The 23,706-nt window shown below is 73.2% G+C and carries 26 protein-coding genes; 3 read left to right on the top strand and 23 right to left on the bottom strand.

Features of this window, described 5'->3' with window-relative positions:
* Positions 1-11: 11 nt before the first annotated feature.
* From fliN to BUB17_RS06320, 22 genes are all read right to left on the bottom strand, one after another.
* Positions 12-761 (bottom strand): flagellar motor switch protein FliN, encoded by a 750-nt coding sequence (gene fliN, locus BUB17_RS06425; protein ID WP_072915181.1) that lies wholly within the window; start codon positions 759-761, stop codon positions 12-14.
* Positions 758-1,711 (bottom strand): flagellar motor switch protein FliM, encoded by a 954-nt coding sequence (locus BUB17_RS06420; RefSeq protein ID WP_244276975.1) that lies wholly within the window; start codon positions 1,709-1,711, stop codon positions 758-760. Before BUB17_RS06420 ends, fliN begins: the two co-directional genes overlap by 4 nt.
* Positions 1,712-1,832: 121 nt before the next feature.
* The gene (locus BUB17_RS06415) at positions 1,833-2,312 is read right to left on the bottom strand and encodes a flagellar basal body-associated FliL family protein (protein WP_072915176.1); all 480 of its coding nucleotides are present in this window, start codon (positions 2,310-2,312) and stop codon (positions 1,833-1,835) included.
* On the bottom strand, positions 2,305-3,231 hold the full coding sequence (locus tag BUB17_RS06410; RefSeq protein ID WP_072915174.1) for an OmpA/MotB family protein: 927 nt from the start codon (positions 3,229-3,231) through the stop codon (positions 2,305-2,307). Before BUB17_RS06410 ends, BUB17_RS06415 begins: the two co-directional genes overlap by 8 nt.
* A gap of 31 nt (positions 3,232-3,262) precedes the next feature.
* Entirely contained in the window at positions 3,263-4,033 is a 771-nt protein-coding gene (locus BUB17_RS06405; RefSeq protein ID WP_072915171.1) for a motility protein A, read from the bottom strand.
* Between the two features lie 3 nt (positions 4,034-4,036).
* Entirely contained in the window at positions 4,037-4,321 is a 285-nt protein-coding gene (locus tag BUB17_RS06400) for a flagellar FlbD family protein (RefSeq protein ID WP_072915168.1), read from the bottom strand.
* 299 nt (positions 4,322-4,620) lie between these two features.
* Positions 4,621-5,841 carry a flagellar hook protein FlgE gene (locus BUB17_RS06395; protein WP_072915166.1) on the bottom strand — a complete coding sequence of 407 codons (1,221 nt, stop codon included), beginning with the start codon at positions 5,839-5,841 and terminating at the stop codon, positions 4,621-4,623.
* A gap of 92 nt (positions 5,842-5,933) precedes the next feature.
* Entirely contained in the window at positions 5,934-6,356 is a 423-nt protein-coding gene (locus tag BUB17_RS06390) for a flagellar hook capping FlgD N-terminal domain-containing protein (RefSeq protein WP_072915163.1), read from the bottom strand.
* Positions 6,357-6,368: 12 nt separating this feature from the next.
* A complete protein-coding gene (locus BUB17_RS06385) occupies positions 6,369-7,670 on the bottom strand; it encodes a flagellar hook-length control protein FliK (protein ID WP_072915160.1) in 1,302 nt (433 codons plus the stop codon).
* A gap of 73 nt (positions 7,671-7,743) precedes the next feature.
* The gene (locus BUB17_RS06380) at positions 7,744-8,703 is read right to left on the bottom strand and encodes a lytic transglycosylase domain-containing protein (protein WP_072915157.1); all 960 of its coding nucleotides are present in this window, start codon (positions 8,701-8,703) and stop codon (positions 7,744-7,746) included.
* The gene (locus BUB17_RS06375) at positions 8,691-9,149 is read right to left on the bottom strand and encodes a flagellar export protein FliJ (RefSeq protein ID WP_072915154.1); all 459 of its coding nucleotides are present in this window, start codon (positions 9,147-9,149) and stop codon (positions 8,691-8,693) included. Before BUB17_RS06375 ends, BUB17_RS06380 begins: the two co-directional genes overlap by 13 nt.
* The gene (locus BUB17_RS06370; RefSeq protein WP_072915152.1) at positions 9,146-10,447 is read right to left on the bottom strand and encodes a FliI/YscN family ATPase; all 1,302 of its coding nucleotides are present in this window, start codon (positions 10,445-10,447) and stop codon (positions 9,146-9,148) included. Before BUB17_RS06370 ends, BUB17_RS06375 begins: the two co-directional genes overlap by 4 nt.
* Before the next feature lie 2 nt (positions 10,448-10,449).
* Positions 10,450-11,316, bottom strand: coding sequence for a FliH/SctL family protein (locus BUB17_RS06365; RefSeq protein WP_244276973.1), 867 nt, complete (start codon positions 11,314-11,316; stop codon positions 10,450-10,452).
* Positions 11,294-12,379 (bottom strand): flagellar motor switch protein FliG, encoded by a 1,086-nt coding sequence (gene fliG, locus BUB17_RS06360; protein WP_208983324.1) that lies wholly within the window; start codon positions 12,377-12,379, stop codon positions 11,294-11,296. The genes BUB17_RS06365 and fliG overlap by 23 nt, the downstream gene beginning before the upstream one ends.
* Positions 12,376-13,968, bottom strand: a complete 1,593-nt coding sequence (fliF, locus tag BUB17_RS06355) for a flagellar basal-body MS-ring/collar protein FliF (RefSeq protein WP_072915149.1) — start codon at positions 13,966-13,968, stop codon at positions 12,376-12,378. Before fliF ends, fliG begins: the two co-directional genes overlap by 4 nt.
* Positions 13,968-14,297 carry a flagellar hook-basal body complex protein FliE gene (gene fliE / locus BUB17_RS06350; protein ID WP_072915147.1) on the bottom strand — a complete coding sequence of 110 codons (330 nt, stop codon included), beginning with the start codon at positions 14,295-14,297 and terminating at the stop codon, positions 13,968-13,970. The genes fliF and fliE overlap by 1 nt, the downstream gene beginning before the upstream one ends.
* A 2-nt stretch (positions 14,298-14,299) precedes the next feature.
* Entirely contained in the window at positions 14,300-14,704 is a 405-nt protein-coding gene (locus BUB17_RS06345; RefSeq protein WP_012947182.1) for a flagellar basal body rod protein FlgC, read from the bottom strand.
* Between the two features lie 79 nt (positions 14,705-14,783).
* Positions 14,784-15,131 (bottom strand): flagellar basal body rod protein FlgB, encoded by a 348-nt coding sequence (locus BUB17_RS06340; RefSeq protein WP_072915145.1) that lies wholly within the window; start codon positions 15,129-15,131, stop codon positions 14,784-14,786.
* 311 nt (positions 15,132-15,442) lie between these two features.
* Positions 15,443-15,799 carry a hypothetical protein gene (locus BUB17_RS06335; protein WP_072915335.1) on the bottom strand — a complete coding sequence of 119 codons (357 nt, stop codon included), beginning with the start codon at positions 15,797-15,799 and terminating at the stop codon, positions 15,443-15,445.
* Positions 15,796-16,182, bottom strand: a complete 387-nt coding sequence (gene fliS, locus BUB17_RS06330; RefSeq protein WP_072915142.1) for a flagellar export chaperone FliS — start codon at positions 16,180-16,182, stop codon at positions 15,796-15,798. Before fliS ends, BUB17_RS06335 begins: the two co-directional genes overlap by 4 nt.
* 61 nt (positions 16,183-16,243) lie before the next feature.
* Positions 16,244-17,641: a flagellar filament capping protein FliD gene (gene fliD, locus BUB17_RS06325; protein ID WP_072915139.1), complete on the bottom strand. Its 1,398-nt coding sequence runs from the start codon at positions 17,639-17,641 to the stop codon at positions 16,244-16,246.
* Between the two features lie 105 nt (positions 17,642-17,746).
* On the bottom strand, positions 17,747-18,562 hold the full coding sequence (locus BUB17_RS06320) for a flagellin N-terminal helical domain-containing protein (RefSeq protein WP_072915137.1): 816 nt from the start codon (positions 18,560-18,562) through the stop codon (positions 17,747-17,749).
* A 366-nt stretch (positions 18,563-18,928) separates the two neighbouring features.
* Between BUB17_RS06320 and BUB17_RS06315 the strand changes: the two genes are divergently transcribed.
* Positions 18,929-20,008 carry a glycosyltransferase family protein gene (locus BUB17_RS06315; RefSeq protein ID WP_072915134.1) on the top strand — a complete coding sequence of 360 codons (1,080 nt, stop codon included), beginning with the start codon at positions 18,929-18,931 and terminating at the stop codon, positions 20,006-20,008.
* A gap of 71 nt (positions 20,009-20,079) precedes the next feature.
* Here the strand turns inward: BUB17_RS06315 and rfbF are convergent, their stop codons facing one another.
* Positions 20,080-20,934, bottom strand: a complete 855-nt coding sequence (gene rfbF, locus BUB17_RS06310; RefSeq protein WP_072915132.1) for a glucose-1-phosphate cytidylyltransferase — start codon at positions 20,932-20,934, stop codon at positions 20,080-20,082.
* Positions 20,935-21,348: 414 nt separating this feature from the next.
* Between rfbF and rfbH the strand changes: the two genes are divergently transcribed.
* Both rfbH and rfbG read left to right on the top strand, forming a co-directional pair.
* Positions 21,349-22,656, top strand: a complete 1,308-nt coding sequence (gene rfbH, locus BUB17_RS06305; RefSeq protein WP_244276971.1) for a lipopolysaccharide biosynthesis protein RfbH — start codon at positions 21,349-21,351, stop codon at positions 22,654-22,656.
* 1 nt (position 22,657) lies between these two features.
* Complete coding sequence (rfbG, locus tag BUB17_RS06300; protein WP_072915127.1) at positions 22,658-23,704, top strand: CDP-glucose 4,6-dehydratase; 1,047 nt, start codon at positions 22,658-22,660, stop codon at positions 23,702-23,704.
* Positions 23,705-23,706: the final 2 nt, after the last annotated feature.

The raw sequence follows: 23,706 nt of genomic DNA, 5'->3' as shown, positions 1-23,706 counted from the left end.
CGCCACCTCGCTCACCGCTGCTGCGCCCCGATCTCGGACGCAGCGGCGTCGGTGATGATCTCGCTGATCCGCAGGCCGAAGTCCTCGTCGACGACGACGACCTCGCCCCGGGCGATCAGCGTGCCGTTGACCAGCAGGTCGGCCGGGGCGCTGGCGGCGCGGTCGAGCTCGACCACCTCGCCGGGGTGCAGCGAGAGCAGCTCACCGACGGTCATCCGGGTGCGGCCGATCTCGACGGTGACCTCCATGGCCACGTGCCGCAGCAGGTCCAGGCTGCCGCGCTGGATGCGGGCCTGCGGCAGCGTCACCTGCAGGGCGAGGACCGCCTCGACGGTGGCGCCGTCGGCCAGCAGCGGGACGGCGACGAACATGCCCTTGTCCCGCAGGCCGTCCATCGCGGTGTCCGGGTCCTCGGTGCGCTCGGCGTCGACGCGCACCCGGCCCAGCGTGGCCGCGGCGGCCTCGAGGGCCGGGCGCAGCGCCGTGGCGACGTCCATCGGGCCGACGGGGGAGTTGGCGAGGGCGTCGACGACCTCGGCGGAGACGACGAGGACGACGTCGCCGCTCACCTCGCCGGAGAGCCTCGCCGCGACCGCGGTGGCGGCCGTGGCCGGGACGAGGACGGCGTCGGGGTCGCTGACCGGGACGCCGGGGACGAGCTCGGCCGTCGCCGGCACCAGCGCGGCCGCGGCCCGGGCGGCGGAGGCCACGACGGCGATCACGGTCTCGGAGGCCTGGGAGTGCTCCACGGTGGCGGTCATGCGGTGTCCTTCTGGGCTCGGTTCTGCGGAGTGGCCGGGGTCGGGACGATGGCGGCGGCGAGCCGGCGTCGGTGGTTGCTGGCGATCGCGTAGGCGAAGGTGACCTCGTTGGTGGTGACCTCGAGCGGCGCGTCCTGCGGGTGGCGCAGCAGCAGCACGTCACCGACGGCGAGGGAGAGCAGGTCCTCCGACGACACCTCGAGCGGGGCGAACCGCACGCCGACGTCGACCGGCACCTGGGTGAGCCGCTCGTTGAGCGCCTCGAACGCGCGGCGGCGCTTGGCCTGCGCGGACTCCGACAGCTGCGGGGAGGCGGCGTTGTTCAGCGGCACCTGGAAGGAGGAGAAGGGCAGCACCAACGTGGCCTCGCCGCTGCGGCCGCCGATCCCGATGGTGAACGAGGCCACCATCACGGTGTCCGAGCCGGACGCGGCCTGGGCCAGCTGCGGGTTGTACTCGATCTCGCTGAGTTCGGGCTGCAGCTCGATGATGTGCGAGAAGGAGCCGGCGAACTCCTGCAGCAGGCGGCCGAGCAGGTGGTTGGTGATCGCCGTCTCCATGACCGTCATCGGCCGGTCCGGTTGGTCGGCGGAGCCGGAGCCGCCGAGCATGTGGTCGACGGCGGCCATCGCGATGTCCAGCGGGTACGCCAGCACGCCCTTGCCGGCCAGCGGCTCGATGGTGAAGGTCGCGAGGAAGCAGGGGTCCGGGAGGGAGGCGACGTAGTCGTCGTAGGAGTGCTGCTCGATGCCCAGCAGGTCCAGCCGCGCGCCGGCCCGCAGCATCGTCGTGAGGACCGTCGTCGTCTGCCGGGCGAACGCCTCCTGGGCGATCTGCAGGACCCGCACGTGCTCCCGGGAGAGCTTGGTGGGGCGGCGGAAGTCGTAGGTGCGGGGTTCGCCGCGGCGGCTGCGCCCGGTGCGGGCGGGTCCGTTCTCGGGGCGGGTCACGCACTGGTTCATCGGCGGGGAACGGGTCCGCCCTGACCGGCGGCGCGGGGCGCGGCCGGTCAGGGCGGACGGGTGTGACGGGTGGTGCGCGAGGGGCTCCCCGACGGTTCGCCCCCCATGGTCACTGGGTGACGTACTCCGTGAGGTAGACGTGCATGACCATCGGCACGCCGTCCTCGGTGTAGGCCTCGACGATCTTGTGCTCCAGGGCCTCCTTGAGCGCGTCCCGGGCGCCCACGACGTCCGCCGGCTGGGCCTGCGAGTAGGTGGCGATCACCAGGTCGAGGGCCTTGGCGCCGTCGACGCCGCCGCTGCCGTGCCCGCCGGCGGCGGCCGCCGCGGTGTACTCCAGGGTGATACCGATCTTCAGGAAGCCGCCGCCGGCGAGGTTGACCGCGATCGGCTCCAGGGCGGTGTACCCGCCGTGCTCGGGCTCGGGGGCCGCCTCGGCCTCGCCGCTGCTCGCGAACAGGAAGAAGTACGCCGCGCCGGCGAGCGCGAGCACCGCCACGAGGCCGACGACGAGCAGCTTCTTCTTGCCGCCGCCCTTCGCCACGTCGCCCTCGGGCGTCTCGTCCTTCGTGCTCTTCTTGTCAGCCATGGGTGTCCTCCTGGGGGGTGCCGGCGGCGGTCGTCCCGGCGTCGAGGCCGGGGAGCAGTTCCTTGGCCTCCGCGGAGGCATCGGACAGGACCACCACGTCCACGCGGCGGTTGACGGAGATGGAGTTCGGGTCCGTCGTCGGGACCAGCGGCCGGGTGTCGGAGTAGCCGTTGGCGACCATCCGGGCGCCCGGGACCCCGTCGGTCGTCAGGTACCGGACGACGGTCGTCGCGCGGTAGGCCGACAGCTCCCAGTTCGACGGCCAGATCCCGCCCGGCGTGACCGGCAGGTGGTTGGCGTGGCCCTCGACCCCGAGGGAGTTGGGCAGCCCGCGCAGCGTGGGGGCGATCGCGGTGAGGATCTGCCGGCCCTCGGGTCGCAGCACCGCCTGCTCGGCGTCGAACAGGACCTGGTCGGCCACGATGTGCACGACCAGGCCGCGCTCGTCGATCTCGAAGCGGGCCGCACCGGCGTGGCCGGCGGCGGCCAGCGCGGCCTCGATCTGCGCCCGCACCTCGGAGAGGTCCTCGTACTCGGCCCGGGCCTCCGCGGCGACCTGCCGAGCCTCGGCGAGCGCGGCCTGCGCGGCGGCGGCGTCCACCTCCGCCTGCTCCACGGTCTGCTCCGGGACGATGGCCGAGGCGATGTCGACCGCGCCGGGGAGCCCGTCGAGCACCGAGCCCTCCGGCGTCGGTCCGGGTTGCACGGTGATCGGCCCGCCGAAGCTCGCGGACAGACCCTTGGCCAGGGCGGCGAACTTGTCCTTGTCCACCTGGCTCATCGCGAAGAGCACCACGAACAGCACGAGGAGCAGCGTCATCATGTCCGCGTAGGACACCAGCCACCGCTCGTGGTTCTCGTGCTCCTCCTCCTCGTGCTTCTTGCCGCGCCGGCGGCCGCCGTGGCCGCCGGAACTCACAGCACCCCCACGGAGAGGTGCGCCGGCTCGCTCATGCCGCTTCCTTGGCGAGCTCGCTGGGCGGGATGAGGGAGGTGAGCTTGAGCCGGACGGCACGCGGGCTGGTGCCGGCCTGGATCTCGGCGATGCCCTCGACCAGCAGCTCCATCTGCGCGGCCTGCAGCTCGCTGACCCGCAGGATCTTGGCGCCCATCGGCAGGAACCAGAAGTTGGCGGCCATGACGCCCCACAGCGTGGCCACGAACGCCGCGGCGATCATCGGGCCCAGCGCCTCCGGGTTGCTGAGGTTGCCCATCACGTTCATCAGGCCGACGATGCAGCCGACGATGCCGATGGTCGGCGCGTAGCCACCCATCGTGGTCATGAACTTGGCGGCGACCTTGTCCTCCGCCTTCCGAGCGGCGATCTCGCTCTCCAGGACGGCGCGCAGGTCCTCGGGGTCGGTGCCGTCGATGCCCATCTGCAGGCCGCGCTTGAGGAACGGGTCCTCGATGGTCTTGACCTGGGCCTCGAGCGCGAGCAGGCCCTCCTTGCGGGCCTTCTCCGCCAGGCTCACCAGGGTCGCGATCTGCTCGGTCGCCGGCGGCACCTTGGCCGGCGTGAGGGCCAGCTTGAACCAGCCGGGCATCTTCTTCAGGTCGTCCATCGTCTGGCCGGACATCGCCGCGCCGAAGGTGGCGACGATGACCAGGATGATGGCGGGGATGAAGAGCAGCGACGTCGGGTCGGCGCCCTCCATGACCATGAAGATCAGCAGGGCGACCATCGAGACGACGAACCCGATCAGGGTGGCGGGGTCCACGGGTCAGCGCTCCTCGCGGGCCGGGAAGGGGACGACGGCGGCGTTCCCGTCGACCTCCTCCGTCCGGGACGGCGAGCGGTAGGTGCCACGGTCCATCTCGTAGGCGGTGGCGAGGATGCTGGCGCGGTACTCGCGGATCTCCACGAGCACGTCGTCCACGCTCTCCGAGACGATGTACTTGGTGCCGTCGACCAGGAAGACGACGGTGTCGGGGTGGCCCTCGACCCGTTCGACGAGGTCGGGGTTGAGCGCGAACCGCTCTCCGTTCAGGCGCGTCACACGGATCACGAGGGGTCCTCTTGCTCGATCGGGGAGGGGTGGCGGCGACCGCTCGCGCAGGCTGCCGGTCTGCAGTTGTCATCGGCGTGGCGCGGGCCCGCCTTGAGCCGAACAGGCCCCCTCACCCCCGCGGGTGAGGGGGGTGACCTGCGGAGACGCCGAGGTGCCCGGACGACGGCGGCCCGGCCCCTCGCGGACGAGGAACCGGGCCACGGTGACGTGCTGGAACGGGGAAGGACCCCGCCGCCCCCCGCCACTCGCAGGCTCGCGGCGGGCCCCTGCGGCAGGGCCGCGGACGGAGAGGTCCTTTACCGCTTGAGGTTGACCAGGTCCTGCAGGACCTCGTCGGAGCTGGAGATGACGCGGCTGTTGGCCTGGAAGCCGCGCTGGGCGACGATCAGCCCGGTGAACTCCTCGGCCAGGTCGACGTTGGACATCTCCAGCGCGCCGGCGATGAGGGTGCCGCGGCCACCGGCACCGGGCTCGCCGATCGCCGGCTGCCCGGAGTTGTCGCCGATCCGGAAGGAGCTGTTGCCGGCCTTCGCCAGGCCGCCCGGGTTGGCGAAGGTGGCCAGGGCCAGCTTGCCGATCGGCTCGCGCAGGTTGTTCGAGTAGACGCCCATGACGGTGCCGTCGCCGCTGAGCGAGATGGACTGCAGGGTGCCCATCGCGTTGCCGTCGACGTCACCCGGCACGGGCGCGGAGGCCCCGCCGAACTGGCGCATCTCGGTGAGGTCGATGGTGATCGGCCCGGGCCAGGTGCCGGTCGACGGGGTGAAGGAGACCGTCCCGCCCGCCGTGGGCTGACCCTCGCTGCCCGGGGCCGTGCTGAAGGTCAGCCCGGTGGTCAGGGTGGCGCCGTTGCCGTCGCGGGTGACGACGTCCCACTGGTTGGCGCCGGTCTTGGTGAACGTGACGTTGATCTGCTGCGCGGTCCCCAGGGCGTCGTACACCGTGAACTGCGTCTGGACCGCCGAGCCGGTGCCGACCGCCGCGCCGCTGGACAGGTTGCCCGCGACCTGCCCGTTCTCGGTGCGCGTCGGCTGCATGACCCCGCCGAAGGGGACGGACAGGGGGCCGATCGGCCGGTTCGTGTCGACGACGCCGGCGGTCGCCATCCAGCCCTGCAGCTGGGCGCCGTCCGGGGTCACCAGGTTCCCGAACGCGTCGTAGTTGAACGACCCGGCGCGCGTGTAGAGCTGCTCGTTACCGGCACGGGTGACGAAGAAGCCGTCGCCGCTGATCATGAAGTCGGTCGAGCGGCCGGTGTTCTGGGCCGAGCCCTGCTCGAAGTTCGTGGTGATGCCGGCGACCTTCACGCCGAGGCCCACCTGGGCCGGGTTGGTGCCACCCGACTGCGCCGTCGGCGCCGAGCCGTTGCGCATGACCTGGGACAGCGTGTCCTCGAAGACGGTCTGGGAGGCCTTGTAACCGACGGTGTTGACGTTGGCGATGTTGTTGCCGGTGACGTCGAGCTTGGTCTGGTGCGCGCGCAGACCGGAGATCGCGGAGTTCATGGAACGCAGCACGGGGTGCTCCTCTCAACAGGGTGATCAGGGGTGGCCCCCTTGCAGGGCCCCGCCGTGAGCGTGCGAACGGTGGGGGGCAAGGGGGTCCTTACTCAGCGCGTGCCGGGCAGCGAGACCTCGGTGAGCCGGCCCATCGGGACGTCGACGCCGTCGACGACGGCGCTGGGCTCGTCGCCGGTGATCTTCACCGAGCCGACGGTGCCGGTGACGGTGGCACCCTTCTCGTCGGTGTAGCTCACCGTGTGGCCGACGAGCGCGCCGGCGGAGAGCGAGCGCTGCAGTGCCACCAGGGAGGCGTTCTGCGCGGCGATCTCCTCCAGCTTCTCCACCTGGGTGAACGTCGCGGTCTGCGACATGAACTCGGTGGTGCTGGCCGGGCTGTTCGGGTCCTGGTAGCGCATCTGGGCGACCAGCAGCTGCAGGAACACGTCCTTGCCCATCTGGTCGGCGCGGGTCACCGTGCTGGTGGCGGAGGTGGCGGCGGCGCCGCCCACCCCGGAGACGGGACTGGTCATCGGTCGCTCCTCTCAGACCCGGACGTCCAGGCCGGACGACGGGGTGGCGGTGGGGTCGGGGCGGCCCGGGTCGGCGTCGGCGCCGCGCAGCCACGGCCGGCTGCGGCCGTCGGGCTGCCCCTGCTGGCCGGCGCGGTCGCCGGTCGCCTGCTGCTGGGTCGACGCCCAGGCGCCGCCGGCATCGCGGTCCACCGAGGCGTTGGTGCAGGTGAGCCCGGCGCTCGCCAGGTCGCGACGGAGGTCCGGCAGGGCCTCGAGCAGGGCGGCGCGGCCGGCCTCCGTGGCGCTCTTCAGGGCGAGGTCGACCGAGCCCTGGCTCAGGGTCACCTGGACCTCGACCGGTCCGAGGGTCTCGGGGGTGAGCACCAGGGTCATGGTGTGCGTGCCGTCCGGGGCGGAGCGCAGGACGGCGACCTGCTGCGCGACCTGACCGGAGACCGGCGGTGCCGGAGCGGCCGGAGCGGCCGGACCGGCGGTCGGCGCCGGTGCCGTCGTCGGGACGGCGGGCGCGGCGACCACGGCGGGGTTCCCGCCCGCGGCCGGAGCCAGGGCAGGCACCGGGGCGTCCTGGTCGGGGGCGGAGCCGGGATCGGCGCCCGGGCCCTGCGCCGGAGCCGGGGCGGCGGCCGGCCGGGGGAGCGGTACGACGCTGTCCGGGGTCACGAGCTCCGGCGCCGTCGGGGTGCCGGGCGCGTCCGCACCGGCGAGCACGACGGTGATCCCGGGGAGCGGGTCGACCGTGGCGGTCGCCGGGACCGGTCCGGGGGTGGTGGGCAGGACGGCGTCGGCTGCCGGCGCGTCCGGGACGGGGACCGCGCCCGCGGGGAGCCCGGTGGGAGCGGGCGCGGGGATGCCGGCGGGCGGCACCGCCGCGGGGACGCCGTCCGGGACGACGGGCAGCGCGACGGACGGCAGGACCGCGGTGCCGGTCGCGACGGCGGAGGCCACCGTTCCGACCGCCGAGCCGGCGGCCGCGGGGTCGACGGCGATCGCCGGTCCGGCCGCTGCCGGGCCGATGCCGGTGAGCAGCGCCCACAGGCCCGGTGGCATGCCGGCGCCGGAGAGGGCGGGCTGTCCGGCGACGGGCTGCTCGGCGGGGGGCTGGTCACCGGCCGGGACCTCCGGAGCCGGCCCGGCCGGGGCGCCGTCGGTCTCCGCGGCCCGTTCCTGGCCACGGGGGCCGCTCTGCTCGCCGGCGACCGCGTCGTCCAGGGCGGACGCGAAGCGCTCGGCCCCGCCGGGCGAATCGGTCGCGGCCGGGCTCGCGGCGGCCGGGGCGGGCGCCGGCGCGGCCGGTGCCAGGGGAGCTGTCATGGTCTCTCCTCGCTGACGCTCGTCGTTCCCACGACAGGCTGTGCTGTGTCCCGGGGTTCCCACGCGAGCTCGGTCACCTGAGGGCCTCCGCCTTGCTCATCACGCTGCGGACGTAGTTCTGCGTCTCGGCGTACGGCGGGATGCCGCCGTAGCGGCGGACGGTGCCGGGCCCGGCGTTGTAGGCGGCCAGGCCCAGCTCGGTGGAGCCGAACTGCTCGGTCAGGTCGGCCAGGTAGCGGGCCGCGCCGTCGACGGCCGAGGCGGGGTCGAGCGGGTCGACGCCGAGGCCCCGGGCGGTGGCGGGCATGAACTGCATGAGGCCCTGGGCGCCGGCGGGGGAGACCGCGGAGGCGTTGAACCCGGACTCCTGCTGCGCGACGGCGGCGAGCAGCGCCGGGTCGACGCCGTGCCGGCTGCCGGCCCGGCTGAACAGGTCGGCGTACGGAACCCCGGACAGCGACGCGCCGGCCGCCGTTGCAGGCACGGCGGACGCCGACTCCGCGGGCAGCACCCGCCGGATGACCGCCGGGTTGCCGACGTCCTGCACCTTGACCACCTCGCCGGCCTGCGGGGCGGCGATCATCTTGCCGTCGCCGACGTAGATACCGACGTGGTCGATCCCGGGGCGGCCGGGGGAGTGGTCGAAGAACACCAGGTCGCCGGGGCGGGCGTCGGCCAGCGAGGCGACCGCGGTGCCGGCGGTGGCCTGCTGCGAGGAGGTGCGCGGCAGCTCGATGCCGAGGTTGCCGTACACGAGCTTGGTGAAGCCGGAGCAGTCCAGGCCCTTGGCCGGGTCGGTGCCGCCCCACAGGTACGGGACGCCGAGGAACTTGCGGGCCTCGGCGACGACGGCGGCCTCCGAGGCGCTGCCGGCGGGGGCGGTGCCCGCCGCGGCGGAGGTCGCGCCGGTGCCGGTGAGCCCGGCGGCGCTGGCGGCCGCGGTCCAGTCGGCGGAGACCGCCGGGCGGGGCACGGTGAGGAAGCGGGCCTGGATCTCGCTGATCCGGGACTGCACCGCGGTCAGTCCGTCCACGCCGCCTCCCCGTCGGTGCGGGTGCGGCGGCGGCCGGAGCGGCCGGTGACGAGGTCGTCCACGGTCCTCTCCTCGGCAGCCTGCTCGGCCAGTCGCACCGCCTGCAGGTGTCGTTCTCGCAACCGGTCCAGGCCCTTGGTGCGCTGCGCGGCCGCGGTCCACGCCGCGCGGACCAGCTCGGCCTGCTCGGCCGACGCGGTCGCCAGCGACCGGGCCGCGGCGGCGTCCTCGGCGGCCAGCCGGCCGAGCACCATCGCGGCGGCGAAGGCGCCGGGCGAGACCGGGCCGGTGGGCAGGACGGCGGCGACCGCGGCCTCGGCCTCGGTGGCGCGGCGATCGGCGTCGGCGGCGGCCCGGGCGGCCTCGGCGGCGGCGAGCGCGGCCGCCCGCTCCTCGGTGCGGCGCACCTCGAGGACCGGTTGCAGCCGGAAGGCGGCGCGCCTCACGAGCGGACGATCCGGTTGAGCCACGCCCAGGAGTCGCCGGCCGGGGTCAGCTCGCCGGTCGGCTGCTGCAGGAACGACTCGATCGCCGGCGCCAGCTGGCGGGCGCGGTCGACCAGCGGGTCGGTGCCGGCCTGGTAGGCGCCGATCTCGATGAGCTCCTTGACGTCGCGCAGCGCGCCCATGAGCCGGCGCACCTCGCGGGCGTCGGCCATCTGCGCCGGCGGCACGACCGCGGTGGCCACCCGGGAGATCGACTCCAGCACGTCGATGGCCGGGAAGTGGCCGGCGGTGGCGAGCTTGCGGGTCAGCACCACGTGGCCGTCGAGGATGGAGCGGGCGGTGTCGGCGATCGGCTCGTTGTGGTCGTCGCCGTCGACCAGCACCGTGTAGAGGCCGGTGATCGACCCGACCGACGCCGTCCCGGCCTTCTCCAGCAGCTTGGGCATCATCGCGAAGACGCTCGGCGGGTAACCGCGGGTCGCCGGGGGCTCGCCCGCCGAGAGGCCCACCTCGCGCTGGGCCATCGCGGTGCGGGTGATCGAGTCCATCGTCAGCAGCACGTCGCGGCCCTGGTCGCGGAAGCCCTCGGCGATGCGGGTGGCGACGAACGCCGCCTTCAGCCGCACCAGCGGCGGCTCGTCGGAGGTGGCGACGACGACGACGGTGCGCGCCATCCCCTCCTCCCCGAGGTTCTCCTCGAGGAACTCGCGCACCTCGCGGCCACGCTCGCCGATCAGCCCGATGACCCGGACGTCGGCGTCGGTGCCGCGGGTGATCTGCGCCAGCAGCGTCGACTTGCCCACGCCGGAGCCGGCGAAGATGCCGAGCCGCTGGCCCCTGCCGAGCGGAACCATCGTGTCCAGCACCCGGACGCCGGAGGTCAGCGGCTCCGCCACGCGGGTCCGGGTGAGGGCGTGCGGGGTCTCGCTGGCCAGGTCGACGAACTCCAGCGACTGCGGGTCCAGCGGCGGGCCGCCGTCCACCGGCCGGCCCAGGCCGTCGAGCACCCGGCCGAGCAGCGCCTCGCCCACCGGCACCTGCAGCGGCATGCCCGTGGCACGCACGCGCGCGCCGGCGTGCACGCCGGAGAGCTCGCCGAGCGGCATGCAGGTGAGCCGCTCGCGGGCGACGGCGACGACCTCGGCCAGCAGCCCTCCCTGCGGCGACGGGTTGACCTCCACCAGGTCGCCGACGGCAGCGGGGACCCCCTCGACGGAGAGCGTCAGGCCCATCGCGCCGACGACCGAGCCGGTCACCTGCGGGCGGGCCGCCGCGCGGGCGCGGTCGAGCAGACCCATCGTCACGGGGCGAGCACCGCCCGGACCCGCTCGAGGGCCGCGCCCAGCTGGGCGTCGACGCGGGTGGGGCCGGTCTCGGCGACGGCCCCGGCGCGCTCGACGGAGAGGTCGCCGACGACGCGCACCGTGTCCGGCAGCTCGGCCAGCGCCCCGGGGGGCAGCTCGGCGAGGTCGTCTGGGTGCAGCCGGACGACGGTGGGCGCGTCGGCCGGGCACAGCGTCAGCGCGCGGCGGACGGCGTCCACCACGGGGGTGCCGGCGAGCGCGAGCTCACGGCACAGCACGTCCTCGACCAGCGTGAGCACGATCGTGATGACCGAGTCGCGGACGTCCTCGGCGACCGGGAGGGCGGCCTGCTCGAGCTGGGCGACGGCCGCGCCGAGGGCAGCGGTGGCCGAGACCATCCGCCGCTCCCAGCGGGCCTGCACCTCGGCCAGGCGCGCCTCGGCGGCCCGCTCGGCCTCGGCGACCACGGCCTCGGCGGCCTCGCAGCCCTCGGCGTGGCCGACGGCGTAGCCCTCCTGGCGGGCCTGCTCGCGCAGCCGGGCCAGCTCCTCGGCGTAGACGTCGCCGAGCCGGAACGACGGCCTGCTCCCGGCCACCGGCACGTCGGCCGCCCGGCGCACCGCCGACCGCCGCTCGCCGGTCGCCCGTCGCTCGCCGGTCGGCTGCGGCGGGACCGGTACCGCGCGGGTGTACGGCGCCCGCGGGGCGGCCTGCGCGGCGGTGCCGCCCCGCAGCAGCGCGGACTCCCGTGCGGTGCGCTCAGGCGACGTCCATTGGCGCGACTCCGCGCGCCGGTCCGCTCCTCGCTCGTTCCTCGCTGCGATGCTCCCGGCGCTGTCGTCACGCGACGAAATCGTCCTCACCGCCCCGCGAGATGGTCAGCACGCCCTGCTCCTCAAGGGTGCGGATGACACCGACGACCTTGGCCTGCGCCTCCTCGACCGTGCGGGTGCGGACCGGGCCGAGCAGCTCGATCTCCTCGGCGAGGTTCTCCGCGGCGCGCTCGGAGAGGTTCCGGACGACCTTGTCGCGGACGTCGGGGCGCACGCCCTTGAGCGCGGTGGCCAGGTCGTTGGCCTCGACCTCGCGCAGCACCAGCTGCACCGAGCGGTCGTCGATCGTGACGATGTCCTCGAAGACGAACATCTGCGCGCGCACCTGCTCGGCCAGCTCCGGGTCGGTGCTGTCGAGCCACTCGAGGATCGAGCGCTCGGTCGGCCGCGGCGAGCGGTTGATGATCTCGACGAGGGTCTCGACGCCGCCGACGGTGCTCATGTCCTGGTTGGCCAGCAGCGACCCCATCCGGCGGCCGAGCTCCTCCTCGACCAGGCGGACCATCTCCGGGGAGGTGCGGTCCATGGTGGCGATGCGGTGCGCGACGGCGGCCTGCTGCTCGGGGGCGAACCCGGAGAGCACCTCGGCCGACTGCGCGGCGGTCAGGTGGGCGAGCACCAGGGCGATGACCTGGGGGTGCTCGTCCTTGAGGAAGGTGACCAGCTGGCGGACGTCGGCGTTGCGCAGCGAGGCGAACGGCACCTCGGTGTAGACGACGTTCAGCCGGGACAGGATGCCGTCGGCCTTGTCCTCGCCGAGGCCGGCCGCGAGGATCTCGCGGGCGAACTCGACACCGCCGCGCCCCACGAACCGCTGGGCGGTCATCAGGTGGTGGAACTCCTCGAGGACGCCGTCGACGTCGGCGGGCTGGACCGAGCCGATCTTCATCAGCTCGCGGGTCACCATCTCGACCTCGCGCGGGCGCATCTTGGCCAGCAGCGCGCCGGCTTCCTCCTTGGACAGCTGGGCGAGGAAGACGGCGGCCTTGCGCAGGCCCGGCATGTCCGACCGTTCCCGCACGGCGGGGAGGACGGCGGTCTGCGCGGCCGCGGGGGCCATGCCGACCATCTGCTCGACGGACGCCAGTGTCACTTCGCACCGCTCTCGCTCAGCCAGCCGCGCAGCATGGCGGCCACCTCATCCGGCTTCTCACTGACCATCGTGGCGATCTCGCCACGGACCCGGGCCCGCTCGGCGGCCTCCAGCTCCAGGGCCTCGTTGTCGACGACCGGCACCGCCCGCGTGCTCTCGATGCGGATCCGGTCCAGCTCGGCCATCACGTCATCGGCGAGCTCGAGGGCCTCGTAGTCCTCCTCCTCGTCCTCCCCACGCCGTCGCGACCGCAGCCAGACGACGAGGACCAGCAGGGCGATGCCGAGGGCGATGCCGCCGGTGCGGATCAGCGACCACATCTGGGCCTGCTCCTCGGCCTCCCGGGCGGCCTCGAGCTCGGCGGCCGCGGCGTCGGCGGCGGTCGTGTCGAAGGCCATGGAGGCGACGGTGATGTCGTCGCCGCGCGCGACGTCGAGGCCGACGGCGTTGCCGACGAGCTGCTGGACCTGCGCCTGGTTGAGGTTGCCGGCGACGGCGTCGTCCATGACGACGGAGACGGTGAGCCGGTTGATCCGCCCGGGCGCGCCCTCGACGGTCTCGACGGTCGTCCCGACGGCGTTGTTCGCGGTCGTCGACTCCTTGTTGTACGTGGAGTCCCCGTTGCCGGCCCCGGCGTCGGCCTGGTTCTCCGGGCCGAGGATGCCCCCGACGGCGGCGCCGGTGCCGGTGTACTCCTCGGTCGTCGTGCTCTCCGAGATCGGCGGGGTGCCCTCGTCGTAGGTGTGCGTCTCCGAGGTGGTGCTGCGCTGGTCGAGGTCCACGTCGGCCCGCACCGACACCGTGGCGCGGCCGGGGCCGAGGATGGGGTCGAGGACGGCCTGCGCGTTGGCGGCCAGCCGGTCCTCGTAGTCCTGCTCCAGCTGCGAGCGGGCGTCGCCGGCGGCGGTGGTCACGCCCTGGCCGGGCGCCGAGAGCACCGCGCCGCTGGCGTCGGCCACGGTGACCTGCTCGGGGTCCATGCCCTCGATGCTCGAGGAGACCAGGTTGGTCACCGCCTGGACCTGGCCGCTGTCCAGCGCGGTGCCCGGCGCCAGGTCCAGCAGCACCGAGGCGGTGGGCTCGGCCTCGTCGGAGGCGAACACCTCCTCCTCGGGCAGCGCCAGGTGCACCACGGCGGTGCGTACGCCCTCCAGCGACTCCAGGGTCCGGGCCAGCTCGTCCTGCAGGGCGCGCTGGTAGGTGACCTGCTGCTGGAACTCGCTGGTGGTGATGCCCTGCTCGTCGAGCAGCGTGTAGCCGGTGTCGTTGCCCGCGGGCAGGCCCTTGCCGCTCATCGACAGCCGCAGGTCGTAGACCTGCTCGTTCGGGACCATGATCGTCCCACCGCCGTCGGCGAGCTCGTAGGCGACGCCGGCCGCGTTGAGCTCGTCGACGATCGCCGACGCGTCGGTCGAGGCCAGGTTGGAGAACAGCGGCGCGTAGGTGGGGGCGGTGATCCACCGGTAGAAGAAGAACCCGCCCAGGACCAGCCCGGCGGCGAGCAGGCCGATGACGACCTTCTGGCCCAGGCTGATCGTGGAGAGCGCGGACCGGATCCGCTCCAGCGGACCGGCGAGGGCAGCAGGCATCAGACCGGCATCCTCAGGATCTCGTTGAAGGCCTCGACGGCCTTGTTCTTGATGGTCACGACCATCTCGGTGGCGAGCTTGGCCTCATTGGCCGCGATCATGTAGTCGTGCACGTCGCGCAGGTCGCCGGTGGCGGCCTGGACGGCGAGACCGTCGGAGGTCGACTGCTTGGCCTGCAGCTCCTCCACCGAGGACACCAGGACCGAGGCGAAGCCGTTGTCGCCGGCCCCGGTGGTCGGCGCGACGTCCGGCGGAGCCGCCGCCCCGGTGACGCCGGACAGGCCGGTGATGGCCGGAGGGAACGAGATGCCGCCGATCGGAGACGTCATGGTCAGCCCTTCCCGAGCTGGAGTGCGGCCTGGTAGGCGGTGGTGGCGCGCTCGACGACGGCGAGGTTCGCCTGGTAGCCGCGCTGCGCCATGATCAGCTGGGTCATCTGGTCGCCCAGGTCGATGTCCGGGTACCGCACGTAGCCGTTGGCATCGGCGAGCGGGTGGTCGGGCTCGTGGACCATCCGGCCCTCCGCGCTGCCGTACTCGGCCCGGGCCACGCGGACCCCGCCCTCGCCGGAGCCGTAGTCGACGGCCTGCGCCACGATCAGCCGCTCCTGGAACGCGTCCTGGTCGGTCGAGGTGACGTTGTTGATGTTGGCGATGTTGTCCGAGACGGCGTCCAGCCACTTGCGGTGGACGAGCAGCCCGGAGCCGGAGATGCCGAGGGAGTCGAACGTGCTCATGCCTCCTCCTCGCTGGCGCTCGTCGGCCGCACTCGCACGGTGGCACCGTCCATCGATTCGCTCGCGAGCTCGCTCATGGTCACGCCGTCCGCAGCGCGGTGCGCATGACGTTGTACTTCCCGTCGAGGGCGTTGAGGGCCAGCTGGTAGCGCAGCCCCGTCTCGGTGGCGATGACCGTCTCGGCGTCGAGGTTCACGTTGTTCCCGTCCATCCGGGTCGGCTCCAGGGAGCGGTGGACCGTGCCGGTCGTGGCGGTCGGCGTCGAGCCACTGCTCAGGGCGCCGCGGAGGCCGGTCTCGAAGTCGACGCGGCCGGCCAGGAAGCCAGGCGTCTGCAGGTTCGCGATGTTGTCGGCGGTGACCCGCTGCCGCTGGGCGAGCCCGCCCAGGGCGGAGTGCAGGGCCGACGAGGTGACGTCCCCGATCACAGGGCGGTTCCTCGGGCAGGGCAGCAGGACACGATCGGCCTCCGGGTACGCAGGAGACACTCGCGAGCGAGTGAGTGGTTCGCCGATCCGTGGCGAGAGGTGCGCTTTCCGTGCTCTGCAGTCATCGGCACCGGCCCGGCGGCCCCTGACCGGTGGGACCTCACGGGAGTGGTGGCTGTGCGTCGGTGGGGTGGACGTGCCGACTGTGACTCGCGGTGCGTCCCTGCGGGTCACGGTCCCGGGAACGCAGCCGCCCCCCGGGGCGCCGGTGCGGCGCCGCGGGGGGCGGGGGTGTGGGGGACGGGGCCGGGCTACAGGGCCCGGTCGATGTAGGAGGCGACCGGGCGGGGCGGGCCGTAGGACATCCGGGCGGCGACGTCGCGCTGCCTGCGGGACTGGATGATCCGCTCGACCAGCTCCTCGGCGACCGCCAGCTGGTGCTGGAGCAGCCGGGCGGCGCGCTCGCGGAGGTCCTCGGGCACCGGGCCCAGCGCCGACGAGGGCGGGACCCAGTCCTCGGCCCGGCGACCCCAGGCGGCGATCTGTTCCTCCCGGTCCGACCGGAGGACGGACTCGGCGGCGAGCACCTCGCCCTCGAGCTCGTCGAGGACCGCGGCCCAGTCGCGGGACGCCTCGCCGCCGGCCGACGAGGGGCGACCGGGGGTCATGCGGGGGAGGCGGTGAGCGTGGCGGCGGCCTGCCGCCACGCGTCCCGGAGCGGCTCGGCGATCTGCCGGCAGGCGGACACGCGGTTGCGGTCGCGCTTGACGCCGGCCTGGACCAGCTCGGTGATCATCCAGGTGTAGAGGGCGGCCAGGCGCGGCCCGCCCTCCCAGGCGTCGACCCGCAGGCTCTCGCGGAGCTCGAAGACGATGTCCTGCGCGTGCTGGATCTGCGCGGCGGCCTCGGTGCGGTCCCCGGCGTCCAGGGCGACCTCGGCCCGCTCGAGGTCGAGCACGAGGCGGTCGTAGAGCATCACGAGGATCCGCTGCGGGGACGCCGTCGCGACGGAGTCGCCGAGGTAGCGGGAACGGAGGGAGGCGGTGCTCATCAGGTGCGTCTCCTGGGGGAAGCGGGGGGTACTAGCAGGATCGGCCGGGCGGGCCCCGGCTTCAGCCGGACAGCGAACCGAGCTGGCCGGCCAGCCAGCTGGACTGGTTCTTCAGCGAGCTGAGCGCGGTCTCCATGGCGCTGAACTGCCGGGTCAGCGCCTCCTTGCGGACGGCGAGGCGCTGGTCCCAGTCCGCGATCCGCGACTGGAAGTCCTTCACCAGGGCCTCCCGGCCCTGTGCCAGCAGGGTCAGCGTCCCCGTGGTCGAGTTCGTCACCCGCTTGGTCAGGGCCTCCAGGCGCTGGCTGATCCCCTCGACGGCCGGGGTGGGCGGCGTCGTCGTGTTGTCGGCGGACGCCCCGGCGAGCACCCGCTGCACCGTGGCGGGGTCGGCGGCGAGCTTCGCGAGGAAGGTGGTCTCGTCGAAGGTGACGGTGCCGTTGCGGGTCAGCTCGATGCCGACGGCGCCGGGTGAGCCGGCAGCGCCGTTCGGACCGGCACCGCGCACCGCGTCGGAGACGCTCTGCAGCAGCCGGCCGGTCAGCGCGCGCAGTTGGAAGTCGCCCTTGAGCGCCGCGGTGCTGCCCTTGTCGGAGTTGCCGTGCTTCGTGATGGTGCTCAGCGCGGAGTTCACCGCGTCGACGAACGTCTTGATCTTGGTGGCGACGGACTTCGGGTCCTCGCCCACCTCCACGACGCCGCTGGCGTTCTTCTCCGTGACCGTGACCGAGACGCCGGTCATCACCTCGGCGAAGGTGTTCGTCGCCGACCTGACCGTGACGTTGTCGCCGCCCAGGTCGAGCACGGCGTCCGCCGCGATGGAGACCTGGGAGAAGGCGGCACCCGCCGTCGGCTGGACGGAGAAGTCGCCGTCCTCGCCGGAGACGGCGCTGGTGAGCTGGAGACGGTAGCCGTCGCCGGTGTTCAGGGCCGTGGCGCGGACGCCGGCGCCCTCCAGGCCGTTGATGTACGCGACCGTCTGCGCCAGCGTCGCGCCGGCGGGCGGGGTCAGGACCGTCTCGGTGCCGTCCGGCCGGCTGATCGTCAGCGGCCACGGGTCGGCGACCGTGCCGCCGGAGGTGGTGGCGGTGCGGACCGGCGTGCTGGCCGACTCCCAGGTGACGCCGCTGACGAAACTGGCGGTCGAGGCGAGGGAGCGGACCGTGAAGCTCAACCGGCTGCCGGGGACGGACGTCGACGTGGCGCTCGCGGTCACCGAGGTGGCGCTGCTCTTCGCCGTCCGGGCCGCGGCGAGACCGTCAGCGGTGAGTGCCGCGGCGGCCGTGCGCACGGCGTCGATCTTGGTGTTGACCTCGCGGTAGGCGTCGGCCGCCTTCTGGGCGGCGCTCATCTGCGTCTTCAGCCGGGTCTGCGGCAGCGCCTCGGCCGCGACGAGCTGGGAGACGAGCGATGTCGTGTCCAGGCCGGAGATCAGGCCGTCGACGCTCAGGCTGACCATGGGTTCCTCCAGGCGGGGTCAGGGGTGGGGACGCCAGTGAGGGGGGAGGCTGGGCCTCCCCCCTCACCGGGTGGTGCTAGCGGTTCAGGCGCTCAGGGACCGAGGTCACCGGAGGAGCTGCAGGACGCCCTGCGAGCTCTGGTTCGCCTGGGCCAGCATCGCCGTACCGGCCTGCGACAGGATCTGCGACCGGGTGAAGGACACCATCTCCTGGGCCATGTCGGTGTCGCGGATGCGGCTCTCCGACGCGGTCAGGTTCTCGACGGTGGCGTTCAGGTTGTTGATCTTGTGCTCGAGCCGGTTCTGCACCGCACCGAGCTTGGCGCGCTGCTCGGAGACCTTGCCGATGGCGTCGTTGACCGCCGAGATCGCCGCGGAGGCGGTCGCCAGGGACGAGATGCTCCCGCTGGCGCCCAGGGACGACGCCGCCATGCTCGAGATGCTGACGGACAGCGTCTCGCCGGCGTTCGACCCGACCTGGAACGTCCCCGTGTAGCCGCCGCTCAGCAGGTTGGTGCCGTTGAACGTGGTGAGGTCGGCGATGTCGTCCAGCTCGGACTGCAGCGCCTGGAACTCCTCGTTGGCCTTGGCCTTGTCGGTGTCCGTCAGGGCACCGTCGTTGGCCGCCTGCACCGCGAGGTCGCGCATGCGCTGCAGGATCGAGTGCGTCTCGGTGAGGGCACCCTCAGCGGTCTGGACGACCGAGATGCCGTCCTGCGCGTTGCGGACGGCGACCTTGAGGCCACCGATCTGCGCCCGCAGGCCCTCCGAGATGGCCAGGCCGGCGGCGTCGTCGGCGGCCCGGTTGATGCGCAGACCGCTGGACAGCTTCTCCAGCGACTTGCCCATCGCACCATCGGTCACGTTCAGGTTGCGGTAGGCGTTGAACGCGGCGATGTTGTTGTTGACGCGCAGACCCATGGTGTTCCTCCTTGGAATCGGGTCGTTCCTGATAACCGCTGCATCCGTGCTGCGGCCTTGCACAGGGGTCTACGGCCGCTCGTGAGCCGATCTTGAGGCGAACCGCGGATGTTTCTCGCAGATCCCCGCCGGACGGGTCACCCACGGCCGTTGGGGCGGGACTGGCGCCTGGGGCGCACGGGGTGCGGGGCGGCGTGTCCCCGGCAGGTGGACGGCGGGGACCGGTGCCGGCCGGGATGGTGAGCCGACGGGTGGAGCGTCCGCTGACCCCACCCCCCCGCCCCTGATCCCACCGCCCGTGCGGCAATCCCGCAGGGCGACGCACCTGGCGCTCGCCGTCCGAGCGCCGTGAGGACGTCTGCTGCCATGAACGTGCTCCTGTCCCACACGATGTTCACCGGCTCGCTGTTCCACCGCATCGCCGAGCCCGCGCGGGCGGTCACCGAGGCCGGCCTCGGCATCGAGGTGACCGTCCAGCACGGCCTCAAGACGATCATGGCCCCCGACCCGGACGACCCGGCCGGTCCCCTCGTCGTCCGGGAGGTCGATGCCCAGGGCGCCGACGTCGTCGTCCTCCAGCTGCCCAAGACCCGGGAGATGCTCGCCTGCCTGCGGCTGCTGCAGGCCCAGGGCGTCGCCGTGGTCGTCGAGGTCGACGACCACCTGACCGCCCTCCCGCCCGGCCACCAGGGGCACGACGCCCTCGTCCGGAAGGGTGTCGGGCGGATCGCCGAGGCGTGCGTCCGGGAGGCCGACCTCGTGACGGTGTCCACCCCCAACCTGCTCGCGCTGTACGGGAGGGGAGGCCACGGGATGCTGGTCCCGAACGCGATCCCCCGCCGGATCGCCGAGCTGCCGCCGGCCTACGAGCGGGACCCCGAGGTGCTCACCATCGGCTGGACCGGCACGGTCGGCACCCACCCGTACGACCTGCAGGAGATGGGCACCGGGCTGCCGCAGGCGCTGGACCGGACCCGGGGCCGGAGCCGGTTCGCGATCCTGGGGCAGGGCGCGAACGCGCGCGAGCTGCTGCGGCTGGCCGAGGACCCGGTGGAGATCCCCTGGATCCTGGACGTCGACGGTTATGCCGCGGCGATCGGGGAGCGGTTCGACATCGGTGTCGCGCCGCTGCGCATCGACACGTTCAACAACTGCAAGAGCTGGCTGAAGGTGCTGGAGTACTCCGCGCGCGGGGTGTTCGCCGTCCGCTCACCCAGTGCGGAGTACGAGCGGCTCGGTCTGGGCTGTCGCGCCAAGCGGCCCCGGGACTGGGCCACGGCGCTCACCCGCGCCATCGAGGACGCCGACTGGCGTCGCGAGCAGGCCGCGGCCAACCGCGAGCAGGTGCTCGCGCGCCACCTCACCGAGCACACCGCCGAGCTCTGGGCCGCGGCGTGGCGGCGGGCGCGCGACATCCGGACGCGCGCCGACCGCCTCGGCGCCTGACCGCAGCGACGGCGGAGGGGGCAGGACCAGCTGGTCCTGCCCCCTCCGCCGTCTGGTGTCGTACAGCCAGGTCAGTGCACGGGGGCCGGCTGCTCCCGCTCGGAGCGGGGCGCGGGGATGTCGGTGGACCCGCCGGGGTCGGGGGAGCGGTCCCACACCGCCCACGGAGCCCTGCCTGCGTCCCAGAGCTGGTTGAGCAGGACGTGCTCACGGGAGGTGTCCATCGGCTGCCAGAACCCGTCGTGACGGTAGGCGGCCAGCTGGCCCTCTGCGGCGATCGCCGTCAGGGGCTCCTGCTCGAGCATCAGGTGGTCGCTGTCCCGCAGGAACCGGAAGACCGAGGGCTCGAAGACGAAGAAGCCGGCGTTGACGCGACCGTCCATCTGCGGCTTCTCGCGGAAGCGGGTCACGACCCCGCTCGCGCTGGTGTCGACCAGGCCGAAGCGGGACATCGGCCGGACGGTGGTCAACGTCGCCTCGAGTCCGTGCCCGGTGTGGAAGTCGAGCAGCGCGGGGACCTCGATGTCGGCCAGGCCGTCACCGTAGGTCACGAGGAAACGCTCGCCCCGCACGAACCGCTCGATGCGCGCCACGCGGCCTGCGGTCATGGTGGTCGGCCCGGTGTCGGCGACCGTGACCGTCCAGTCGCTCTCGTGGTGGGCGTCGTGGAAGACGATCTCCTCCGGGCGGCCCAGGTTGACCGTGAAGTCGTTGTTGTGGGCGGCGTAGTTGAGGAAGTACTCCTTGATGTGCTCGCCCTTGTACCCCGCGCAGATCACGAAGTCGGTCAGTCCGTGGGACGCGAAGATCTTCATCAGGTGCCAGAGCACCGGCTTGCCGCCGATCTCGACCATGGGCTTCGGTCGGAACTCCGTCTCCTCCCTGAGCCGGGTTCCCAAGCCGCCGGCGAGCAGCACGACCTTCATGACGTGGACACCTCTTCCCGAGGGTGTGACTGAGGAGAGCGCGGGGCCGCGTCGTGTGCCGACCGCGGCGGACCCGTCACAGGGGCGGTGAGCCCTCGCGACGCAACGTACCGACGCGGGACGGGACTCCTGGCTCCCGGCCGTACGCCCCGCCGCGTCGGCGCCTCGTGCCGCTGCCTGCGTCCCGCTGGTCACGGCAGCCCCTGGGTTCTCGCCGGGTCGCGGGTTGCCGGGGAACTCCCGTTATCGTGAGTGGGCGAACCATCACGCTGCGGCACGAGTCCGCTCGTCCCAGCTGCGCTCGAGGTCGAGTCGCATCGCCCCCGGCGCAGGACCTCCTGCACCGCGGTCGCCGGCCACGCGTGCCGGCGGGCCACCCCGAACCCGAGGAGAACGTTGAGCGTCGACGCACCCGTGAGCAGAGACGACATCCTGGCCGCGGTGCGCGGCTACGCGCAGGGGTCCCTCGCCCCGGCGCCCTTCGTGCCGGGCGAGACCACCATCCCCGTGTCGGGCAAGGTGCTCGATGCCGAGGACATCGCCTCCCTGGTCGACTCGTCCCTCGACGGGTGGCTGACCTCGGGCCGGTTCACGGCGGAGTTCCAGCGTGCTCTCGCGCAGTACGTCGGCGCCCGGTCGGCGACGTTCGTCAACAGCGGCTCCTCGGCCAACCTGGCGGCGCTGTCCGCGCTCACCAGCCCCAAGATCGGGCTCCGCCGGCTGCGTCCCGGTGACGAGGTGCTCACCGTGGCCGCGGGGTTCCCCACCACCGTCAACCCGATCCTGCAAAACGGGCTCGAGCCGGTCTTCGTCGACGTCGAGATCGGCACCTACGACGCCGTCGCCGAGCAGCTGCGTGAGGCCGTCGGTCCCCGCACCCGGGCGATCATGATGGCGCACACGCTGGGCAACCCGTTCGACCTCGACACCGTCACCGAACTCTGCCGCGAGCACGACCTGTGGCTGGTGGAGGACAGCTGCGACGCCCTGGGCTCGACCTACCGGGGCCGGCGCACGGGCAGCTTCGGGGACACCGCGACGGTGTCGTTCTACCCCGCCCACCACATCACGACGGGGGAGGGCGGTGCGGTCTTCACCAAGTCGCCCCTGATCCGGCGACAGGTGGAGTCCTTCCGGGACTGGGGACGGGACTGCTACTGCGAGACGGGCAAGGACGACACCTGCGGCAAGCGCTTCCAGTGGCAGCTGGGGGACCTCCCGGAGGGGTACGACCACAAGTACACGTACAGCCACATCGGTTACAACCTCAAGGCCACCGACATGCAGGCCGCCCTCGGGGTGAGCCAGCTGCGCAAGATCGACACGTTCGTCGAACGGCGCAACCAGAACTTCGAGCTGCTGCACAAGCTCCTCGACGGCGTGGAGGGGTTGATCCTGCCGCGTGCCACGGAGCACTCACAGCCCTCGTGGTTCGGCTTCCCGATCACCCTCGAACCCGGCTACCCGGTCGACCGCGAGGACCTGCTGCGGTACCTGGACGCCAAGAAGATCGGCACTCGGTTGGTCTTCGCCGGCAATCTGCTGCGGCAACCGGCCTACCGGGGGATCGAGGCGCGCGTGGTGGGCGACCTCCGCGCCTCCGACGTCGTGATGACCCGCTCGTTCTGGCTCGGCGTGTACCCGGGGCTCACCGAGCCGATGCTCGAGTACGTCGCCGAGACCCTCACCGGTTACCTGCGCGACCGCGCCGGGAAGGCCTGACGTGCGCTTCCTCGTCACCGGGCACACCGGGTTCAAGGGAGCCTGGTTGGTCCTCGGACTCGTGGCCCAGGGGCACGAGGTGCACGGTCTGGCCCTGGACCCGGCGCCCGGGTCGCTCTACGAGCGGGCGCGGGTCGCCGAGCTCGTGGCTCGCGACGTGCGCGCCGACGTCCGCGACGCGGACGCCGTCCGCCAGGCAGTCGCTCGTACCGCGCCGGACGTGGTCCTGCACCTCGCCGCGCAGCCACTGGTCCGCGAGTCCTACCGCGAGCCCCGGTTCACCATCGAGACCAACGTGCTGGGTACCTACAACGTCCTCGAGGCGGCCCAGGCCACCGGCAGCGTCCGCGCCCAGGTCGTGGTGACGACGGACAAGGTCTACCGGGACGTCGACCAGGCGAGGGGCTACCACGAGGACGACCCGCTCGGCGGCCGGGACCCCTACTCGGCGTCGAAGGCCGCGGCCGACATCGTCACCCAGTCGTGGATGGTCAGCACACCCGGCGCCGTCCCCACCGCGATCGCGCGAGCCGGCAACGTCGTCGGCGGCGGTGACGTGTGTGCCGACCGGCTCCTGGTCGACCTCATCGCCGGCTTCTCCGCCGGGGTCCGGCCGCAGTTGCGCAACCCCGGGGCGATCCGCCCGTGGCAGCACGTCCTCGACTGCCTGCACGGCTATCTCGTGCTGGTCGACGCCCTGCTGGACGGCCGGGCCTCCGGCGAGGCGTTCAACTTCGGCCCGCCGCCGTCCAGTGCCGTGTCCGTCGGCACCGTCGCCTCCACGGTCGCGGCGCTGTGGGAGGGCAGCGCTCCCTGGCAGCAGGACGGGCAGACCGACCACCCCGTCGAGACGGGGACGCTGACGTTGGACGCCGCCAAGGCGGGAACCCAGCTCGGCTGGCGGAACCTGCTGGACCTCGACGAGACGTTGGCCTGGACCGTCGACTGGGCCCGGCGCACGGCCGCCGGCGAGCCGGTCCGGAACGTGTCGCTCGAGCAGGTGCTGGCCTTCGCCGATCGGACCACCCGCGTGGCCGAGGCCGCCTGACC

This window comes from Geodermatophilus obscurus, assembly GCF_900143215.1.
Taxonomy (GTDB): domain Bacteria; phylum Actinomycetota; class Actinomycetes; order Mycobacteriales; family Geodermatophilaceae; genus Geodermatophilus; species Geodermatophilus obscurus_A.
Note: the sequence above shows the minus strand (reverse complement) of the source record. Positions and strands in the feature narration are given on the sequence as shown.